Annotated in this window: 18 protein-coding genes; 14 read left to right on the top strand and 4 right to left on the bottom strand. The window is 64.4% G+C overall.

The genetic code is table 11. The features are described 5' to 3' along the window. Window positions 1-2: 2 nt before the first annotated feature. The 7 genes from cydD to PATSB16_RS06540 all read left to right on the top strand — a co-directional run bounded on the left by cydD (window position 3) and on the right by PATSB16_RS06540 (window position 8,197). Complete coding sequence (cydD, locus tag PATSB16_RS06570) at window positions 3-1,763, top strand: thiol reductant ABC exporter subunit CydD (protein WP_047213282.1); 1,761 nt, start codon at window positions 3-5, stop codon at window positions 1,761-1,763. Continuing rightward, window positions 1,760-3,499, top strand: a complete 1,740-nt coding sequence (gene cydC / locus PATSB16_RS06565) for a thiol reductant ABC exporter subunit CydC (RefSeq protein ID WP_047213281.1) — start codon at window positions 1,760-1,762, stop codon at window positions 3,497-3,499. The genes cydD and cydC overlap by 4 nt, the downstream gene beginning before the upstream one ends. A gap of 178 nt (window positions 3,500-3,677) precedes the next feature. Next, window positions 3,678-4,643 carry an LOG family protein gene (locus PATSB16_RS06560; protein ID WP_047213279.1) on the top strand — a complete coding sequence of 322 codons (966 nt, stop codon included), beginning with the start codon at window positions 3,678-3,680 and terminating at the stop codon, window positions 4,641-4,643. Next, the gene (locus PATSB16_RS06555; RefSeq protein WP_047213278.1) at window positions 4,640-6,019 is read left to right on the top strand and encodes an MBL fold metallo-hydrolase RNA specificity domain-containing protein; all 1,380 of its coding nucleotides are present in this window, start codon (window positions 4,640-4,642) and stop codon (window positions 6,017-6,019) included. The genes PATSB16_RS06560 and PATSB16_RS06555 overlap by 4 nt, the downstream gene beginning before the upstream one ends. Before the next feature lie 57 nt (window positions 6,020-6,076). After that, entirely contained in the window at window positions 6,077-6,778 is a 702-nt protein-coding gene (locus tag PATSB16_RS06550) for a VIT1/CCC1 transporter family protein (protein ID WP_047213276.1), read from the top strand. 74 nt (window positions 6,779-6,852) lie between these two features. Then, window positions 6,853-7,731, top strand: coding sequence for a VOC family protein (locus tag PATSB16_RS06545; RefSeq protein ID WP_156884629.1), 879 nt, complete (start codon window positions 6,853-6,855; stop codon window positions 7,729-7,731). Between the two features lie 37 nt (window positions 7,732-7,768). Then, window positions 7,769-8,197 (top strand): OsmC family protein, encoded by a 429-nt coding sequence (locus tag PATSB16_RS06540; RefSeq protein WP_047213275.1) that lies wholly within the window; start codon window positions 7,769-7,771, stop codon window positions 8,195-8,197. A 117-nt stretch (window positions 8,198-8,314) separates the two neighbouring features. Here the strand turns inward: PATSB16_RS06540 and katG are convergent, their stop codons facing one another. After that, the gene (katG, locus tag PATSB16_RS06535) at window positions 8,315-10,495 is read right to left on the bottom strand and encodes a catalase/peroxidase HPI (protein ID WP_047213274.1); all 2,181 of its coding nucleotides are present in this window, start codon (window positions 10,493-10,495) and stop codon (window positions 8,315-8,317) included. Window positions 10,496-10,880: 385 nt separating this feature from the next. Between katG and PATSB16_RS06530 the strand changes: the two genes are divergently transcribed. The 4 genes from PATSB16_RS06530 to PATSB16_RS06515 all read left to right on the top strand — a co-directional run bounded on the left by PATSB16_RS06530 (window position 10,881) and on the right by PATSB16_RS06515 (window position 12,966). Continuing rightward, a complete protein-coding gene (locus PATSB16_RS06530) occupies window positions 10,881-11,588 on the top strand; it encodes a succinate dehydrogenase iron-sulfur subunit (protein ID WP_072628617.1) in 708 nt (235 codons plus the stop codon). A gap of 29 nt (window positions 11,589-11,617) precedes the next feature. Next, window positions 11,618-11,953, top strand: coding sequence for a cupin domain-containing protein (locus tag PATSB16_RS06525; RefSeq protein ID WP_047213272.1), 336 nt, complete (start codon window positions 11,618-11,620; stop codon window positions 11,951-11,953). A gap of 106 nt (window positions 11,954-12,059) precedes the next feature. Continuing rightward, window positions 12,060-12,389, top strand: a complete 330-nt coding sequence (locus PATSB16_RS06520) for a carboxymuconolactone decarboxylase family protein (protein ID WP_237170313.1) — start codon at window positions 12,060-12,062, stop codon at window positions 12,387-12,389. Continuing rightward, complete coding sequence (locus tag PATSB16_RS06515; protein WP_047213268.1) at window positions 12,373-12,966, top strand: hemerythrin domain-containing protein; 594 nt, start codon at window positions 12,373-12,375, stop codon at window positions 12,964-12,966. Before PATSB16_RS06520 ends, PATSB16_RS06515 begins: the two co-directional genes overlap by 17 nt. Here the strand turns inward: PATSB16_RS06515 and PATSB16_RS06510 are convergent. The 3 genes from PATSB16_RS06510 to PATSB16_RS06500 form a co-directional block, all read right to left on the bottom strand. After that, the gene (locus PATSB16_RS06510; protein WP_047213267.1) at window positions 12,952-13,848 is read right to left on the bottom strand and encodes a class I SAM-dependent methyltransferase; all 897 of its coding nucleotides are present in this window, start codon (window positions 13,846-13,848) and stop codon (window positions 12,952-12,954) included. The genes PATSB16_RS06515 and PATSB16_RS06510 overlap by 15 nt on opposite strands. Window positions 13,849-13,924: 76 nt before the next feature. Further along, a complete protein-coding gene (locus PATSB16_RS06505) occupies window positions 13,925-14,269 on the bottom strand; it encodes a VOC family protein (RefSeq protein ID WP_047213266.1) in 345 nt (114 codons plus the stop codon). Between the two features lies 1 nt (window position 14,270). After that, window positions 14,271-14,447: a ribbon-helix-helix protein, CopG family gene (locus PATSB16_RS06500; protein ID WP_047213264.1), complete on the bottom strand. Its 177-nt coding sequence runs from the start codon at window positions 14,445-14,447 to the stop codon at window positions 14,271-14,273. A 238-nt stretch (window positions 14,448-14,685) separates the two neighbouring features. On the opposite strand from PATSB16_RS06500, the gene PATSB16_RS06495 reads away from it, so the two are divergent. The 3 genes from PATSB16_RS06495 to ampC all read left to right on the top strand — a co-directional run bounded on the left by PATSB16_RS06495 (window position 14,686) and on the right by ampC (window position 17,031). Continuing rightward, a complete protein-coding gene (locus tag PATSB16_RS06495) occupies window positions 14,686-15,270 on the top strand; it encodes a TMEM175 family protein (RefSeq protein WP_047213262.1) in 585 nt (194 codons plus the stop codon). Window positions 15,271-15,405: 135 nt separating this feature from the next. Continuing rightward, window positions 15,406-15,600 (top strand): hypothetical protein, encoded by a 195-nt coding sequence (locus PATSB16_RS21295; RefSeq protein ID WP_072628707.1) that lies wholly within the window; start codon window positions 15,406-15,408, stop codon window positions 15,598-15,600. 258 nt (window positions 15,601-15,858) lie between these two features. Next, the gene (ampC, locus tag PATSB16_RS06485) at window positions 15,859-17,031 is read left to right on the top strand and encodes a class C beta-lactamase (protein WP_047213261.1); all 1,173 of its coding nucleotides are present in this window, start codon (window positions 15,859-15,861) and stop codon (window positions 17,029-17,031) included.

Genomic DNA, 17,031 nt, shown 5'->3' with positions numbered 1-17,031 from the left:
GGGTGAAGGCCTCGGTAACCGGCTGGCTGCGCGAGCAGGCGCGCCCAGTGCGCCGCCTGCTCGCCGCCGGCATCGTGGCCGGCGCGTTGCAAGCCGTGCTGATGTGCGTGGGTGCATGGCTGATAGCCCATGTGCTCGCCGCGGCGATCTTCCAAGGCCGGGCTCTGGCGCAAGTCTGGCCCGCGCTCGCGGCGCTCCCGCTGCTTGCCGCGCTTCGTTTCGCCCTCACGCTTTGGCAGCGGCGCATGACCTTCGAGGCCGGTGCCCGGGTCAGCGCCGTGGTGCGCCAGACGCTGGAGGCCCGGATGCGCCAACTGGGGCCGCGCTGGGCCGCGCAACAATCCAGCGGCGATCTGGCCACGCGCGTGGTCGACGGCCTGGACGCCCTGGTTCCCTACTACGCGGGTTACCTGCCGCAGATGGCCTTCGCGGTCGTCGTCCCGGCCATCATTCTATTGGCGGTCCTGCCGGCCGACCCCTGGTCCGCGCTGGTGCTGGCGATCACCGCCCCGCTGGTTCCGGTGTTCATGGTGCTGGTCGGGCAAGCCGCCGAGCACGCCAGCGAGCAGCGCTGGATGCGGCTGCGGCGCATGGGCGCGCGCTTCATGGACGCCCTGTCGGGGCTCACCACGCTGCGTCTTTACCGAGCCGCCGCGCGCGAGCAGGCGTTGCTGGCGCGCACCGGCGAGGCCTACCGGCGCGAGACCATGGCGGTGTTGCGCATTGCCTTCCTGTCGGCACTGGTGCTGGAATTCTTCGCCACCGTCAGTATTGCCGTGCTGGCCGTGCTGATCGGCTTTCGCCTGATGTGGGGCCATCTGGCCTTCGAGCCGGGCTTGTTCATTTTGCTGCTGGCGCCGGAATTCTTCCTGCCGCTGCGCCAGCTCGGCGTGCGCCGGCACCAGCGCATGGAAGCCGCCGCCGCTGCCGAAGACCTAGTCGGCCTGCTGGCGGACAGCGCTGCGACAAGCGGCAATCAGCCCGAAACCGCTTTACCCTCGCCAGCCTCGGCACCCGTGGTTTTCCAGGCATCTCGCGTCGCGCTTGCATGCGAGGACCTCAGCTTCGGCTACGCGCCTGACCGCCAGGTGCTGCGCGGTCTCGATCTGACCGTCGCGGCCGGCACCACCATCACCGTGGTCGGCGCCAGTGGCGGCGGCAAAAGCACACTGCTGGCACTGCTGATGGGATTCGTCGAACCGGCGGCCGGGCGCATCCTCGTCAACGGCCAGAACCTGTCCAGCCTGGAGATGAGCGCATGGCGCCGGCACATTGGCTGGGTACCTCAACGCCCGCACGTGTTCCACGGCACGCTGCGCGAAAACCTGCTCATCGCAGCGCCGCATGCCGACCAGCTCCAGTTGCAGCGCGCCATCCATGCCGCGGCCCTTGCACCGGTCGTCGGCCGGCTGCCGCAGGGGCTCGATACGCTGCTGGGCGAGCGCGGCCTGGGCCTGTCTGGCGGCGAATGCCAGCGCCTGGCGCTGGCCCGCGCCTGGCTGCGCGACGCGCCGCTGCTGCTGCTCGACGAGCCGACTCAGCACCTCGACAGCGCCCTGTCGGCCGACGTCGACGCGGCGCTGGCCTCGCTTTGCGAGGGCCGTACCGTCGTGCGCGTCGCGCATCGTCTGGCGACGCTCGCCGATCACGAGCAGGTGGCCGTCCTGGCGCACGGCCAAATCGCCGAACAAGGCACGGTCGCTGCCTTGCGGGCCGCCAATGGCATCTTCGCGGATTTGCTGCGAGCGGATCTGGCCGCATGAAACCGCACGCTTCCGACACGGCCGGCACCGCCGCCCTCTTCCGCAGATTGCTCGCGTTGCTGCGCGGTGCGGATCGCCGCTGGCTCGCCGCCGGCGTTGCGATGGCGTTGATCAGCACGCTCTCCGGTATCGGCCTGATGGCCGTGTCCGGTCATTTCATTACCAGCATGGCATTGGCGGGCGCGAGCGGCGCGGCGATCAACTATTACACCCCGGCCGCGCTGATTCGCCTGTTTGCGATCCTGCGCACCGGTGGCCGTTATGGCGAGCGGCTGGTAACTCACGAAGCGACCTTGCGCCTGCTGGCGCGCCTGCGTGTCTGGCTGTTCGCGCGTCTGGTGCCGCTCGCGCCGGCACGCCTGGGGGGCATGCACAGCGCCGAACTCTTCTCGCGCCTGCGCGCCGACGTCGACGCGCTGGAACACGCCTATCTCGGCGCGCTGCTGCCGATGATCGTTGCCGCAGCCGTCAGCATGGTGGTGCTGGCCACCGTGTTTTACTATCTGCCTTCGCTGGCGCTGCTGCTGGCCGCGCTTATCGCCATTGGCGGCATGCTGCTGCCGCGCTGGACGATCAGCCGCGCCGCCGTGCCGGGCGCACAGGCCATCGCTTGCGCCGAGCGCCTGCGCATGCTGGCGGCCGACGGCGTGCGTGGACGCGCCGAACTGGCCCTTTACGGCGCCGAATCCGCTCATGCCGAACGGATTGCCGCGACGGCCGGGCAACTTCAGCAGGCTCAACGCCGAATCGATCGGCTCCAGGCCATTGGCGGCGCGGGCGTCACACTGATGACACAACTCGCGGTGGTATTCGCGCTGGCCGTCGGTCTGGCCGCGCTGCAGCGGGCCGCCCTGCCGCCGTCCGATCTGACCATGCTGGTGTTGCTCGCGATGGCGACGTTCGAGACCATCGCGCCGCTACCGGAAGCCTGGGCGCAGCTGAGCACAACACTGGCGTGCGCACGCCGCGTTTTCTCCCTAGCCGATACCCCGCCCGCCGTGATCGAGCCGCAGTCCCCATCGCCAACCGTGGCGAACAACGACCTGGTCATTCGCCAATTGCGCCTGCGCTACGACGAGCAAGGTCCATGGGTGCTCGATGGCGTCGATCTCGATCTGCCGCACGGCCGCCGCCTGGGGTTGGTCGGCCCGTCCGGCAGCGGCAAAAGCAGTCTGGTGGGCGCTATGCTGCGCCTGTACCCGTACCAGGGTTCGATCACGCTGGGCGGCGCCCCGCTCGAGGCCTGGCACGGCGACGACGCGCGCGCGCGCATCGCGGTCGTCGATCAGTCCCCTTACCTGTTCGACGCCAGTCTGCGCGACAACCTGCGGCTGGCGCGCCCCGAGGCCAGCGACGAGGAGCTGCGGCGGGTCATCGGCCAGGCGCAGCTCGAAAACTACGTGGCCAGCCTGCCGCAGGGTCTGGACACCTGGGTCGGCGAGAACGGCACGCGCGTGTCGGGCGGCGAAGCCAGGCGTATCGCCATCGCTCGGGCGCTGCTGGCCGATGCGCCGATCCTGATCCTCGACGAGCCGACCGAGGGACTCGACGCGGGCACCGCCGCCGAACTCTACGAAGCGCTCGCCAAGGCCATGACAGGCCGCAGCGTGCTGCTCATCACGCATCGACTGGGCGGTCTGTCGACACTGGTCGACGAAATCGTGACGATGCGCGACGGGCGCATCATGCCGACAACACCATCCACGCCGGCTGCGGCGCCGAAGTCGCTGCCTTAGCGTGCGCCGATGATAAAAATCAAACCGGCCCGCATCCAAACACGGCAACATTAACAAAGCGGCGGCATTTGCTCGCTTTATCCGCTTGTCTTCACGCAAACAAAGCCCCGCACCGGAGCACGTGCACGTCTGCCAAGGCGCCCTCGATTGACCGTATGCCACGCACAGGAGGCGAACGTTGAGTGCCAAGAAGCCCACCATCCCGCCGCCCGCGCAACGCAACGTGCGCCGCACGCCGCTGCCCTGGGAGCACCCCAAATCCCGCGAGGAAGAAGCCGAGGTCGATCAACGCCTGCGTGCCATCATGCAGGACCCGTCGTACCTGGAGGCCGACAGCGATGTCGCCTTCCTGCATACCGACGCGGTGCGCGGCGCGCGCATTCAACTGGACTACCTCAAGGCCGAACTGGTGCTCGCGGCCCACGGCATCGAGCGCACGATCGTCGTCTTCGGCAGCACGCGTCTGCGCGAGCCCGACACGGCGAGCCGCGAGCTCGATGCGGCGCGCCGTGCCATGGCCGCACGCCCCGCCGATACCGCCTGCGCGCGCGCATTGCGGCTGGCCGAACACCGCCTGGCCCTCTCCCCTTACTACATGGTCGGACACCAGTTGGGGCAACTGGTGGGCAACGCGGGTAACCCGCGACTGGCAGTGCTCACCGGCGGCGGCCCGGGCGCCATGGAGGCTGTCAACCGCGGCGCGTTCGACGCCGGCGCGCCAAGCGTCGGCCTGAACATCAGGCTGCCGCGCGAACAGTACCCGAACCCCTACATCACGCCGGGCCTGTGCCTGCAGTTTCACTACTTCGCGATGCGCAAGCTCCACTTCGTCAAGCGCGCCGCCGCGCTGGTGGCTTTGCCGGGCGGCTATGGCACGCTGGACGAACTGTTCTGCGCGCTGACGCTGATCCAGACCCGCAAGAGCGCGCCCATTCCGATCGTGCTGATCGGCCAGGCCTATTGGCAAAAGGTTTTCAATGTCGATTTCCTGGTCGACACAGGCAGCATCGACGAAGAAGATCGCGAGCTGTTCTGGTACGCCGAGTCGGCCGAGGAAGCGTGGAACGGCATCCTCGCCTGGCATCGTCAAAACGGCAGCGCACTGCTCGACGAACCCGCAAACCAACCGACGAGACAACCATGAAGATATCGTTTCACGGCGCGGACCGCGAAGTCACCGGCTCCTGCCACCTGCTCGAGGCGCAGGGCAAGCGCCTCCTGATCGATTGCGGCATGTATCAGGGCGGCCGCGACCTCGACGACGAAAACGCCGAAGCGTTCGGCTTCGATCCCAAATCGATCGACGTGCTGCTGCTCACGCACGCCCATCTCGACCACTGCGGACGGATCCCGTTGCTGGTCAAGCGCGGCTTCACCGGAGAGATAATCACCACGGCGGCCACGCGCGAACTGGCTCGGCTGGTGATGCTGGATGCGGCCCGCCTGCACGAGGAAGACGCGGAACGCCACGCGCGACACGCGGCTCGGCGCGGCGAAGCGCAGCACAGGCCGCTCTACGACACGCTCGATGCGCTCAACGCACTCGATCGGTTCGGCCGCACCGCCACGTACGGTGAAGCAGTGGCGCTCACGCCGCACCTGAGCGCCACCTTTTACGATGCCGGCCACATTCTCGGCTCGGCCAGCATTCGCATCGAACAAACACAGGCGCCGCGTGGGTCGATCATTTTCTCGGGCGATCTCGGATACAGCGGCCGGGCGATCCTGCGCAATCCGCAAATTCCTCCGCCAGCCGACACGGTAGTCATGGAAACCACTTACGGCGACCGGCTGCACAAAGCGTTGGCGCCGTCGATCGAAGAGCTCTACACGGCCATTACCGACACCTTTGCGCGCGGCGGCAACGTCGTCATTCCGACCTTCGCCATGGAGCGCGCCCAGGAGATCCTCTACTATCTGCGCGAAGGCATCGAGAAGGGGCGCCTGCAGCGCTCGCTGCCCGTGTTTCTGGATTCGCCGATGGCAATCTCGGCAACCGAAATCTTTCGCCGCCATGCCGAATGCTATGCGCCGAAAGACTACGCGATGTTCGAAGGCGGCAAGGACCCGTTCAAGCTGCCGGCGCTGCGCTTCACTCGCCAGACCGACGAGTCGATGGCTCTGAATCGGCTGGTCGGCGGCGCCGTGATCATGGCCGGCTCCGGCATGTGCACCGGCGGGCGGGTGCGCCATCATTTGCGCCACAATCTCTGGCGCGAAGACTCCAGCATCATCTTCGTCGGCTACGCGGCGCGCGGCACGCTCGCGCGCCTGCTGATCGACGGCGCCAAACAGGTGACCCTGTTCGGCGACAACGTGCCGGTGCGCGCGAAGCTCTACACCATCAACGGCTTTTCGGCGCACGCGGATCGCGACGAGCTGCTGGCCTGGCACCGCGCCTTGCGCCCCAGGCGAACGGTTCTCGTGCACGGCGACGAACAGGTCATGCAAAGCTTCGCGGCACAACTGAAAGACACAGAGGTTCACGTACCGGCCAAGGGCGATGTGATTCCCTTGTGAGCGGCGCAAACGTTACCCCCGAATTGAAGACAGCCAAACCACTTTAATTGCACAACGATGAGAACAGACCATTACCTGGCAGAGCGCCACCGCACGCACCACATCGGCTGGCTGCGCGCCGCCGTACTGGGGGCCAACGACGGCATTGTCTCCACCGCCAGCCTGATCATCGGCGTGGCCTCCGCCAACGGCACGCACGGCGCCGTGATGATCGCCGGTGTCGCCGGACTGGTCGCCGGAGCGATGTCGATGGCCGCCGGCGAATACGTCTCGGTCAGCTCGCAGGCCGACACCGAACAGGCCGACCTCGCCCGCGAGCGCGTCGAATTGGCGACCGATACCGAGCGCGAGCACGCCGAATTGGCGGCAATCTATGTGCAGCGGGGCGTCGAGCAAAAACTGGCCGAGCAGGTCGCCACCCAGCTCATGGCCGCCGATGCCCTGGGCAGCCATGCCCGCGACGAGCTGGGCATCTCCGAGACGGTCAGCGCCCGGCCGCTGCAGGCCGCGTTCTCCTCGGCGCTGGCTTTCACCGTCGGCGCGCTCCTGCCATTGCTGGTTGCCCTCGTGTCCGGCACTCAGTGGCTGGCCTGGACAGTCGGTATCGCATCGCTTGCATTTCTGGCCGCGCTCGGTGCGCTTGCCGCCTACACAGGGGGCGCCAGCATCGTCAAAGGGATGTGGCGGGTGACCTTCTGGGGCGCGTTGGCGATGGCGCTCACGGCCGGTGTCGGTCTCATGTTCGGCGCTACGGCATAAGCGGGTGTTGTCCCGCAGCGGCTCTTTTTTTGACCAGCGGCTAAGCGCCGTTGTTTTTCACCAAGGTGTCTGTCATGGTTCGCATACTGTTTTTATCAGGCGCCGACTCGGCATTCGGCCAGATGGCCGAGGCGCTGGCGCGGCAACTGCTCGGCGCGCGCGCGGAGGTGATCGGCGCCGCGACTGAACTGGCTCCGGTCGATCCGCACGCCATCGCCGCAATGGCCGAAATCGGCATCGACATCGGCTCGGCGCGCGGCCAGCCGACGCCCGCCTTCGACGCGGCCGCGATCGACGTTCTGGTCACCCTGGGCTCAGATCAGGCATACCCCGGACTGCGCGCCGAGGCCAGGCACCTGAATTGGGTTATCGCCAACCCCCTGGCCGATGCCGATATGCTCGGCTCCGAGGAAATCCTCGCCCGCTTTCGGCTTGCGCGCGATCAGATCCGCGCCCGCATTGCGGTGCTCGCCAGCCTGCTGGGCCTGCCCGAAGGTCCTGCCGCGCAAGAGTTTCACGGCAGCATCCGCGTCAACGACCTGCCCGCCAGCGTGCGCTTTTACGCCTGGCTGCTCGACACCTGGCCCAAAGAATGGACGCACCGCTACGCGACCTTCATTCGCCCCGACCTGCAGCTCAATTTCGTATTGATGGTATCCGACGGCCTGGCCCTGCATCACGATACGCTCTACCACCTGGGCATCGGCATGGCCGATCGTCAAGCGGTGATCGATGCCTATCACCGGGCCCTGGCATTCGGCGCGTCGATCGCCAAGCCCCCTCGCACCACCTGGAAGGGCACGCCGCTGCATGAACTGTGGCTCCAGGATCCCGACGGCACCCTGATCGAGGTCTACGCGCGCCTGACCCGCGACGAGCTTGCGCAAAAGCCGGCCGACGAGCAACCGGTGTTCCTGGTGCCGGGCACCGAGCCGGCACCCGTTATCGGATGACCTGCCTCGATTGGCGTGAACCACGGACCCGGGAATCATGAATAACGAAACGAAAGCGGCCCTGACTTTCTCGGTGAGCGCGCAGCGCGTCGATGCCCATGGCAGCGTCGCCCATTGCAAACAGGCCGAAATCCATCTCGACACCGATCTGGCCGGTCGAATGGATGCCTTCAACCCGGCGGAGCTGCTGATGGCGGCGCTGGCGGCGTGCATGATCAAAGGCATCGAGCGAGTCACACCGATACTCAAGTTCGAGCTGCGCGGCGTGCAGGTGCGCTTGCACGGTGTGCGGCGGGACGTGCCGCCAAGCATGGCATCCATCGAATACGAAATTCTGGTCGATACGGACGAACCGGATCGACGGCTTACGTTACTGCACGACAATGTGAAAAAATTCGGCACCGTATACAACACGGTAGCACCCGGCACGACACTCAGCGGCGTGTTGCGGCGTCTGCCGAAATAGCGCGCCGACGGCCCGAACCGGCACCGTTTTCGCGGCGCGAGCAATAAAAAAACGGCCGACTTGTGATCGGCCGCCTTGCTCCGGCGTGTGCGGCTTATCGCACAATCGCCGCGACGATTACGCCAGGTCGAAGCGATCGAGGTTCATCACCTTGTCCCAGGCTGCGACGAAATCACGGATGAACTTTTCCTCGGCGTCGGCGCTGCCATAGACTTCGGCCAGCGCGCGCAGTTGCGAGTTGGAGCCGAACACGAGATCGACGCGCGTGCCGGTCCATTTGGGATTGCCGGTAGCCCGGTCGCGCCCTTCGAATACATCGCCGGCTGCGGACGTCGGCTTCCACTCGGTCCCCATATCGAGCAGATTGACGAAGAAGTCATTGGTCAATGCCTCGGGTCGATGCGTGAAAACGCCATGGCGGGTCTGTCCGAAGTTGGTGTTCAGCACTCGCATGCCGCCCACCAGCACGGTCATTTCCGGCGCACTCAGCGTCAGCAACTGTGCTTTGTCGACCAGCAATGCCTCGGCTGGCATCGTGTACTTGCCTTTGACGTAATTGCGAAAACCGTCGGCAATCGGCTCGAGCACGTCGAACGACGCCGCGTCGGTTTGCGCTTGCGAGGCGTCCATGCGGCCCGGCGTGAAAGGTACCGTCACGTCGTGCCCGGCGTTTTTCGCCGCCTGCTCGATACCCGCGCAACCCGCCAGCACGATCAGGTCAGCCAGCGAGACCTGCTTGCCGCCCGACTGGGCGCTGTTGAATTCGCGCTGAATCCCCTCGAGCGTATCGAGCACAACCTTCAGTTGCTCCGGCTGATTCACCTCCCAGTCCTTTTGCGGCGCCAGGCGAATGCGCGCGCCGTTAGCGCCGCCGCGCTTGTCGGAACCGCGGAAGGTCGATGCCGAGGCCCAGGCGGTCGACACCAGTTGCGGCACCGACAGGTCGGTTGCGCGCACCTTGGCCTTGAGCGCGGCGATATCCTTCTCGTCGATCAGCGGATGATCGACGGCTGGGATCGGATCCTGCCAGAGCAGTTCCTCGCTCGGCACTTCCGGGCCCAGATAACGTGCGCGCGGCCCCATGTCGCGGTGCGTGAGCTTGAACCAGGCCCGGGCGAACGCATCGGCGAACTGATCCGGATTCTCGTAAAATCGCCGCGAGATCTTCTCGTAAGCCGGATCGAACCGCAATGCGAGATCGGTGGTCAGCATGGCGGGCGCGATACGTTTGGACGGATCGTGCGCGGCCGGCACGGTACCGGCGCCGGCACCGCCCTTCGGCGTCCATTGATGCGCGCCGGCCGGACTCTTGGTCAGCTCCCACTCGTAACCGAACAGATTCCAGAAAAAGTTGTTGCTCCACTTGGTCGGCGTCGAGGTCCACGTGACCTCCAGGCCGCTGCCGATCGCGTCGGCGCCCTTGCCCGTGCCGAAGCTGCTCTTCCATCCGAGCCCCTGCTCTTCGAGGCCGGCCGCTTCAGGCTCCGGCCCCACCAGCGAGGCGTCGCCGGCGCCGTGGGTTTTGCCGAAGGTATGGCCGCCGGCGATGAGCGCCACCGTCTCTTCGTCGTCCATCGCCATGCGCGCAAAGGTCTCGCGGATGTCGCGTGCCGCCGCCAGCGGGTCCGGCTTGCCGTTCGGTCCTTCCGGGTTGACGTAAATCAGCCCCATCTGCACCGCCGCGAGCGGGTTTTCGAGGTCGCGATCGCCGCTATAGCGCTTGTCGTCGAGCCATTTGTTTTCAGCGCCCCAGTAGACGTCTTCCTCCGGCTCCCACACATCCTGGCGGCCACCGCCAAAACCGAAAGTCTTGAAGCCCATCGACTCCAGCGCGACATTGCCGGCCAGAATGATCAGATCGGCCCAGGAGATGTTGCGGCCATATTTTTGCTTGACCGGCCAGATCAGGCGGCGCGCCTTATCGAGGTTGACGTTGTCCGGCCAGCTGTTCAGGGGTGCGAAGCGTTGCTGCCCGGCACCGGCGCCGCCGCGGCCGTCGCCGGTGCGATACGTGCCGGCGCTGTGCCAGGCCATGCGAATGAAGAATGGCCCGTAATGGCCGAAATCGGCCGGCCACCAACCTTTCGAGTCCGTCATCACCGCCAGCAGATCTTTCTTCACCGCCGCGAGATCGAGACTCTTGAACGCCTCGGCGTAATTGAAGTCCTTGTCCATCGGGTCGGACAACGACGAGTGTTGGTGCAGGATTTTCAGGTTCAGCTGGTTGGGCCACCAGTCTCTGTTTGACGTGCCGCTGCCAGCGGTGTGGTTGAACGGACACTTCGTTTCAGTCGACATACGCTTTCTCCTTGGATCGTTTTCACACAGCCGCTCGGTTGGATGGGATGGCCGAGAACCGTTACCAAATAGTAATGGTTATCAACGCCATGAGGAAATTGGTTTATTCAATAGCGGCGAGACAAAAAATCTAACGGGCCGGCGCCGAAGGCGGCAGACCGCCCACTCCAGGAGGAAAAGCCAGGTCTCGATCGATGAGGAAAATAACTCTCGCCGAACCTTGATCCCGATCAAACTTGAGTCACCGTAGCAGCCTATTCACAAATATCACATCGTGATACATTCAATCAAAAGGTTGCCTTCGTACGGTGCGGCGCCAGTCGCGCTCCGCAGGGGGCATGACAGGTCGCCGGAATACCGGCGCAAGACGCAGCGAGGCAACATTGTGAATCAATCCAGAACGTTCGAGATCTACCGCTACGATCCTGATCAGGACGCAGGCCCACGCATGCAGAGGTACGAACTCGAGCCCGCATCGGGCGACCGAATGCTGCTCGACGCGCTGATCCGCCTCAAAGCAATCGATCCGTCACTGACTTTCCGGCGCTCGTGCCGCGAAGGCGTTTGCGGCTCCGACGCGATGAACATCAACGGCAAGAACGGGCTGGCCTGCACCACGAACCTGCTCGACCTGCCGCAGCATACGGTACTGCGGCCCCTGCCGGGGCTGCCGGTGGTGCGCGATCTTATCGTCGACATGACGAGCTTCTTCAAGCAATACGATTCGATCATGCCGTATCTGATCAACGATACGCCGCCGCCCGAACGCGAGCGCCTGCAGTCGCCACAGGAGCGCGATCAACTCGACGGCCTTTACGAATGCATCCTGTGCTCCTGTTGCTCCAGTGCCTGTCCGTCGTATTGGTGGAACCCGGACAAATACGTTGGCCCCGCCGGACTTCTGCAGGCCTATCGATTCCTGGTCGACTCGCGCGACGAGGCAACCGGCGCGCGCCTCGACAACCTCGAAGACCCCTATCGCGTGTTCCGCTGCCGCACGATCCTGAATTGCACCGACGTCTGCCCCAAAGGCCTGAACCCGGCGCAAGCCATCGGCCAGATCAAGACCATGCTGGCACGCCGAACCATTTGAACCGATTTTATCCAGGAGCCGGAATCGCCATGGCAACGCCGCGTGCAGCATTCGGAGAACTGATCGACATCCGGCCGCTTGGCCCTGCGCTGAAGGACGCCAAGTCCGTCACGCTGGTGCGCTCCGAGCGTCTCGAAGTAATCCGCTTGATGCTGCCGGCCGGCAAGCACATCCCCGAACACCGGGTGCCGGGCGAAATCACCGTGCAGTGCCTGGAGGGTCGCCTGAAGTTCTCCACGCCAGCGGCCACGCATACCATGCGCGCCGGTGATCTGCTGTTCGTCGAGCCGGGTCATGCGCACTGGCTCGAGGCGCTCGACGACACGTCGGTGCTCGTCACGCTGTATTTGCCGCACGATCGCTGAGCCCGTCCCGGCCAGCCGGTCTGCGCAGACACTGGCCCTTAACCGGGGCCGCCTTCACACGAGGTCGATAATGGACGATTCGATGTACCCGCCATGGACTCCAAAAATGGCAACGCAACGCCGGGAAATGGCACCGGATGCGCTAACCGCTTTCATGGCTTTCAACCGCGCGGTGTTTGCCGACGGCGCGCTGCCGGTGAAAACGAAGGAACTGATCGCCGTTGCCGTGGCGCACGTCACGCAGTGCCCCTACTGCATTCGCGGCCACACCGCCGGCGCACTGAAGCAAGGCGCCACGCAGCAGGAAATCATGGAGGCCATCTGGGTCGCGGCCGAGATGAGAGCCGGCGCCGCCTACGCACATTCGGCACTGGCCATCGACGAGATGAACCGGCGCGCGGCCTCGCAGGAGGCCCATCGTGACGAGCATCGTTGACACGCTGCGCGCCGAGCATGGCAACCTCGAGCGGCTGATCCGCCTGTTCGATGATCAGGCGCTCGCCGTCCATGGCGTGTCGTCGGCAAGCACGGCATTGCTGGTCGACGCGACCTACTACCTGACGCGCTTTCCGGACGTCAATCATCACGCGCTGGAAGATCGCATCGTCGAGAGGCTGCTCAACAAACGCGCGCTGCCCGTCGCGTTGGGACGCGAAATCGAGGCGCAGCATGCGACGCTGGTACGCGAGGGACATCAGTTGCTGCAGGCGCTTGAATCATTGATCCGCGAGGAGAACGCCTCGGCCGAATGGGTCGAGTTCCAGCTGCGTCTCTATGGCGAGCGGCTGCGTCACAACATCGCCATGGAAGAATTGACGCTCTTCCCGATGGCGCTGGCCCGCCTCGACAGCGACGACTGGGATGCCATCGCGCGTGACAGGCCCATGCCGAGCGCCGATCCGCTCTTTCAAACACCGGTGCACGAGCGCTTCAGGCAATTGCATCGCATCATTGCCCGCGAAGCCGGGTGCGGGTGCGAAGACGACGATTTCCCGCGCTCAATCCCCCATTGAGGCTGGGCTTCGGTCACCGGGCTGGGTGCTGGCCACCAGCAACTCTTCCGAATTGTCGGGCGGGCGCAGGCCGTCGGCCCTGTCCGCAAAATAGCGTCGGGCCAGTTCGGCCGCACTCACGTGCCGCGCCTGGCCGAACCCGGCGTCGTGGGCCATCGCCAGGATTTGCTGCGGCGTGAAGAAACTCAGGAACGGCGTGCCGCTGGCGCGCGCGCCCCGTTCGGCCATTTCCAGCCCGGGGCGCACCTCGGGGCCGGCCAGATGAAGCGGGAGCAGAAATGTCATGGCAAGCGTGGAACCCGGCGCGAACTCCGCCACTTGATGCAGCGTGGCCGCATTCGCCTGATGGGTCAGATACATGCTCACGCCCGTGGAAACCACAATAGCGGGCTTGCCGGTATCGAAGCCGGCAGCCACGAGGCGCTCACGCCAGCTCTGCCCTGCCTCGAAATCGACCGGCACAAAGCGCAGCCATGCGGGCGTGCCGAAACCGAGTTCGATCAGGCGCTGTTGCTTCCAAGCCTGCGGGCCAGGCCGATCGATTTCGAACACCCTCATGCCAGACGCGATTTCCGGGCGACGCTGCGCGAAGCTATCGAGACCCGCGCCGAGAATCACATACTGGTCGACGCCCCGCCCCGCCTGCTCTGCCACCAACTCCTCGATAAAGCGCGCCCGCGCAACGATCGACGCGCGAAACGGGCGCGTGAACTGCGGATCCATATCGCCGCGATCGCGCCAATCGGCGCCTGGCGCCAATAGCATCAGGCCGACGTCGTCGGCGAAAACGTGCGGCGGCTGATCGACCTGCATATGCAGCGCTCGCCATAATGCAACGCGTGCGGCCGTCGCATCGGGCTCAATCCTCGACTGATCGGACATCACTCAGACCTCGCTCAAACCGGACGCCGCCACGCAACGCCCCCGCTGTTCCCTAGCCATTCGTGCCAGCACCCGACTATTCCCTGCCCGGGGCCTGAAGGCGCCAGATGCGGCCATCCGGATCGCGAACGGTCATCTCCCGGGTTCCCCAATGCGTGTCTTCGAACGGCGTGACCTGATCGACATTTCCGCCCACCTCGCAGGCCGCTTCTTCGGCCACCTTGAGCACCAGATGCATCTGCGGCGCCTCGCTTTCGGGCACCTCCGCGATGAAAATTTCAGGCCCCACGCGATTGCGAAGCTGGCCGGAATTGTGGTCGGTCTCGAATGCCAGTTCGTAGCCAAGTGTTTGAAAAAACCTGGCCGCCTTGCCCCAATTGTGCGTGGTCAGAAACACGGCCTCGATGCCTTCGGTTGCCATATCATTTCTCCTTGTCGGATGAATGCCGCTGTCCCGCTTGCGCGGCAAGGTAAGCCCGCAGCGCCTCGGCAACCAGCGCCGAAAGCGACAGTTCCGCCTCGATGGCGTGGTGCTTCACCTGTCGGATCAGCCCGATCGGCAGGTAAACGTTGAATTGCTTGATATCTTCGTCACTCATGCCGGCTAGTATGCTAGCAATCTATTATTCAGTCAATCTCTCGTTTCATGCATCGACTCGAACTCATGCATGGCGGTACCACCCCCGGCTAGCATGAGATCGTCTGTGCGAAAATCGGGATACAGCCGCGTTTGCGGCAAGCTTCAGAAAATCGCGTACGCACGCCCCGGTCAGATGCCTGCCGAAGCAGGATAGAAAAATTCATTCCTGGTGCCTTTCCGACAACAAGGAGCACGCGATGCGTGAAGAAAAAACAACCGCCGATCGGATGACAGCGTTTTCAGATGCGGTTTTCGCGGTGATCGTGACCATCATGGTGTTGGATCTCAAGGCGCCCGACCAGCCCGCATTCTCGGCGCTCCTGCCGTTGTGGCCCATGGTCATAAGCTATGCGGTAAGCTATCTTTTCGTTGTCATTATCTGGATCAATCATCATCACTTGATGCGCTTCGTCAGGCGGCCAACGCTGGGATTGATATGGGTCAATTTCGCTCACCTCTTCATGGTTTCGCTGTTACCCTTTGCGACCGCATGGGTAGCCCGTTCCAAGCTCGCATCGTCCCCCGTGGTGCTATACGCTGGGTTGTTCATTGGCATCGACATTGCCTACAACGTATTCGAACGGCATGTGCTGGCCAATGCGGATACCGGGCAAATGCCCGAACGCGTGCGTCGTTTGGCAAGACGTCGATCCCTTTTGGTGCTGGCGGGTTTCACGGCGGCACTGCTGGTTGCCTTCGTCGCCCCCCGTCTCGGCTTCGGCCTGATTTGCGGATCGCTGATGCTTCACCTGCGGCCCGACGTCTCCAGCGAGAGATCATGAGCATGCAGCGCAATCAGACTCGCCGTTTGCGCAATAGCTGTTTCCTTGGGCGGCATGCGATGACGGAGAACTGCGGTGACTGACGGATCAAAAAAATATTGGTTTCCCGCCAAGCGCTATGGTTGGGGTTGGGGTATGCCGAGCGCGTGGCAGGGCTGGGTCGTCCTCGTTGCATACCTCACGGTCGTGGTATTCATATTCCGCGTTCTCCGGCAGCCCCTCTACGCGAGTGCCTGTTATATCGGGCTCGCTACCGGTGCCTTGCTGGTCGTTTGCTGGTGCAAAGGTGAGCCGCCCCGCTGGCGCTGGGGGAAAGACAGGCGCCACTAGATGTCTCCGTTGATTTTGGCCGGCATGTTGCGTATTCGCTTCGCCGCGCGCCAGGCATTGGATGCGTACGGTAGATCCCTGAGCGCCCGGGTTTCAAATACCCGGATTGAAACATACCTCGGTATCCCCCCTTTACTTCCATTTGTCAGAGATTCTCGAAAGTGAAATATTGCCGCCAAAGCACCTTCACCGCCGACATCAGCCAGCCATCCGGCCATCTGTGCGAACCCGATCATCCATCTTGAGGAATCCCCTACGATGAAACGCAAAGCCGCCTGTCTCGCGACGACGATTTTCATGACGCTGACGGCCACCTCGCCGGCCAGCCACGCGACCGGCGAGCCGCCAGCCCGAATCAGGCAGACAGTGGATGCGGTAGTCCGGCCCATCATGACGAAAAACCGCATCGCCGGGATGGCGGTGGGCGTCGTTGCCGACGGCAAACCCTACGTTTTCAACTACGGTGTGGCCTCGCGCGCCACCGGCCGGCCGGTCACCGCCAACACCCTGTTCGAACTCGGTTCGGTGAGCAAGACGCTTACCGCCACCCTGGTGTCCTATGCGCAGGCAAGCGGCCGTTTGTCGCTGTCTGACAAGACCGGCCAATATCTGCCCGCGTTGCGTGGACACCCGTTCGGCGAGGTACCTCTGGTCGACCTGGGAACGCATACGCCGGGCGGGCTGCCGTTGCAAGTGCCCGACGACATCCACGACAACGCGCAGTTGATGCGGTATCTGGGAGCATGGCGGCCGACCCACGCACCGGGCACCTATCGCACCTATTCCAACATCAGTATCGGCACGCTGGGCCTGATCACGGCCAAGTCCTTCGGGCAGGACTTCGCTACCTTGATGCAAGGGCGCCTGTTTCCCGCACTCGGCATGACGCATACCTATATCAATGTGCCGCAAGCAAAAATGGCGGACTACGCGCAGGGCTATACCAAAGCCGGCGCTCCGATCCGCATGGCACCCGGCGTGCTGGCTGCCGAGGCGTACGGCGTCAAAAGCACGGCATCCGACATGCTGCGCTTCGTGCGAGCGAACATGGCCATGGTCCCGCTGGAAGGCAAACTCCAACGCGCGGTCCTGGCCACGCACACCGGGTACTTCAAAGCGGGGCCGATGACGCAGGATCTGATCTGGGAGCAGTATCCGTATCCGGTGCCGTTGCAATCCCTGCTCGACGGCAATTCAGCGGCGATGGTCCTGCACGGTGCGCCAGTGGCGCCGATCACGCCACCGCAAGCCCCAAGCGCGCACGCGTGGATCAACAAGACGGGCTCGACCAACGGCTTCGGCGCCTACGTCGCCTTCATTCCGCAAAAGCGCATGGGGATCGTCATCCTGGCCAACAAAAATTTTCCGATGGAAGAGCGCGTGAGCGCGGCTTATAGGATTCTCACGGCACTCGCCGGCGACGCGCGGTGA

The organism is Pandoraea thiooxydans, from assembly GCF_001931675.1.
GTDB lineage: Bacteria > Pseudomonadota > Gammaproteobacteria > Burkholderiales > Burkholderiaceae > Pandoraea > Pandoraea thiooxydans.
This window is presented reverse-complemented; position numbering and strand designations above follow the sequence as displayed.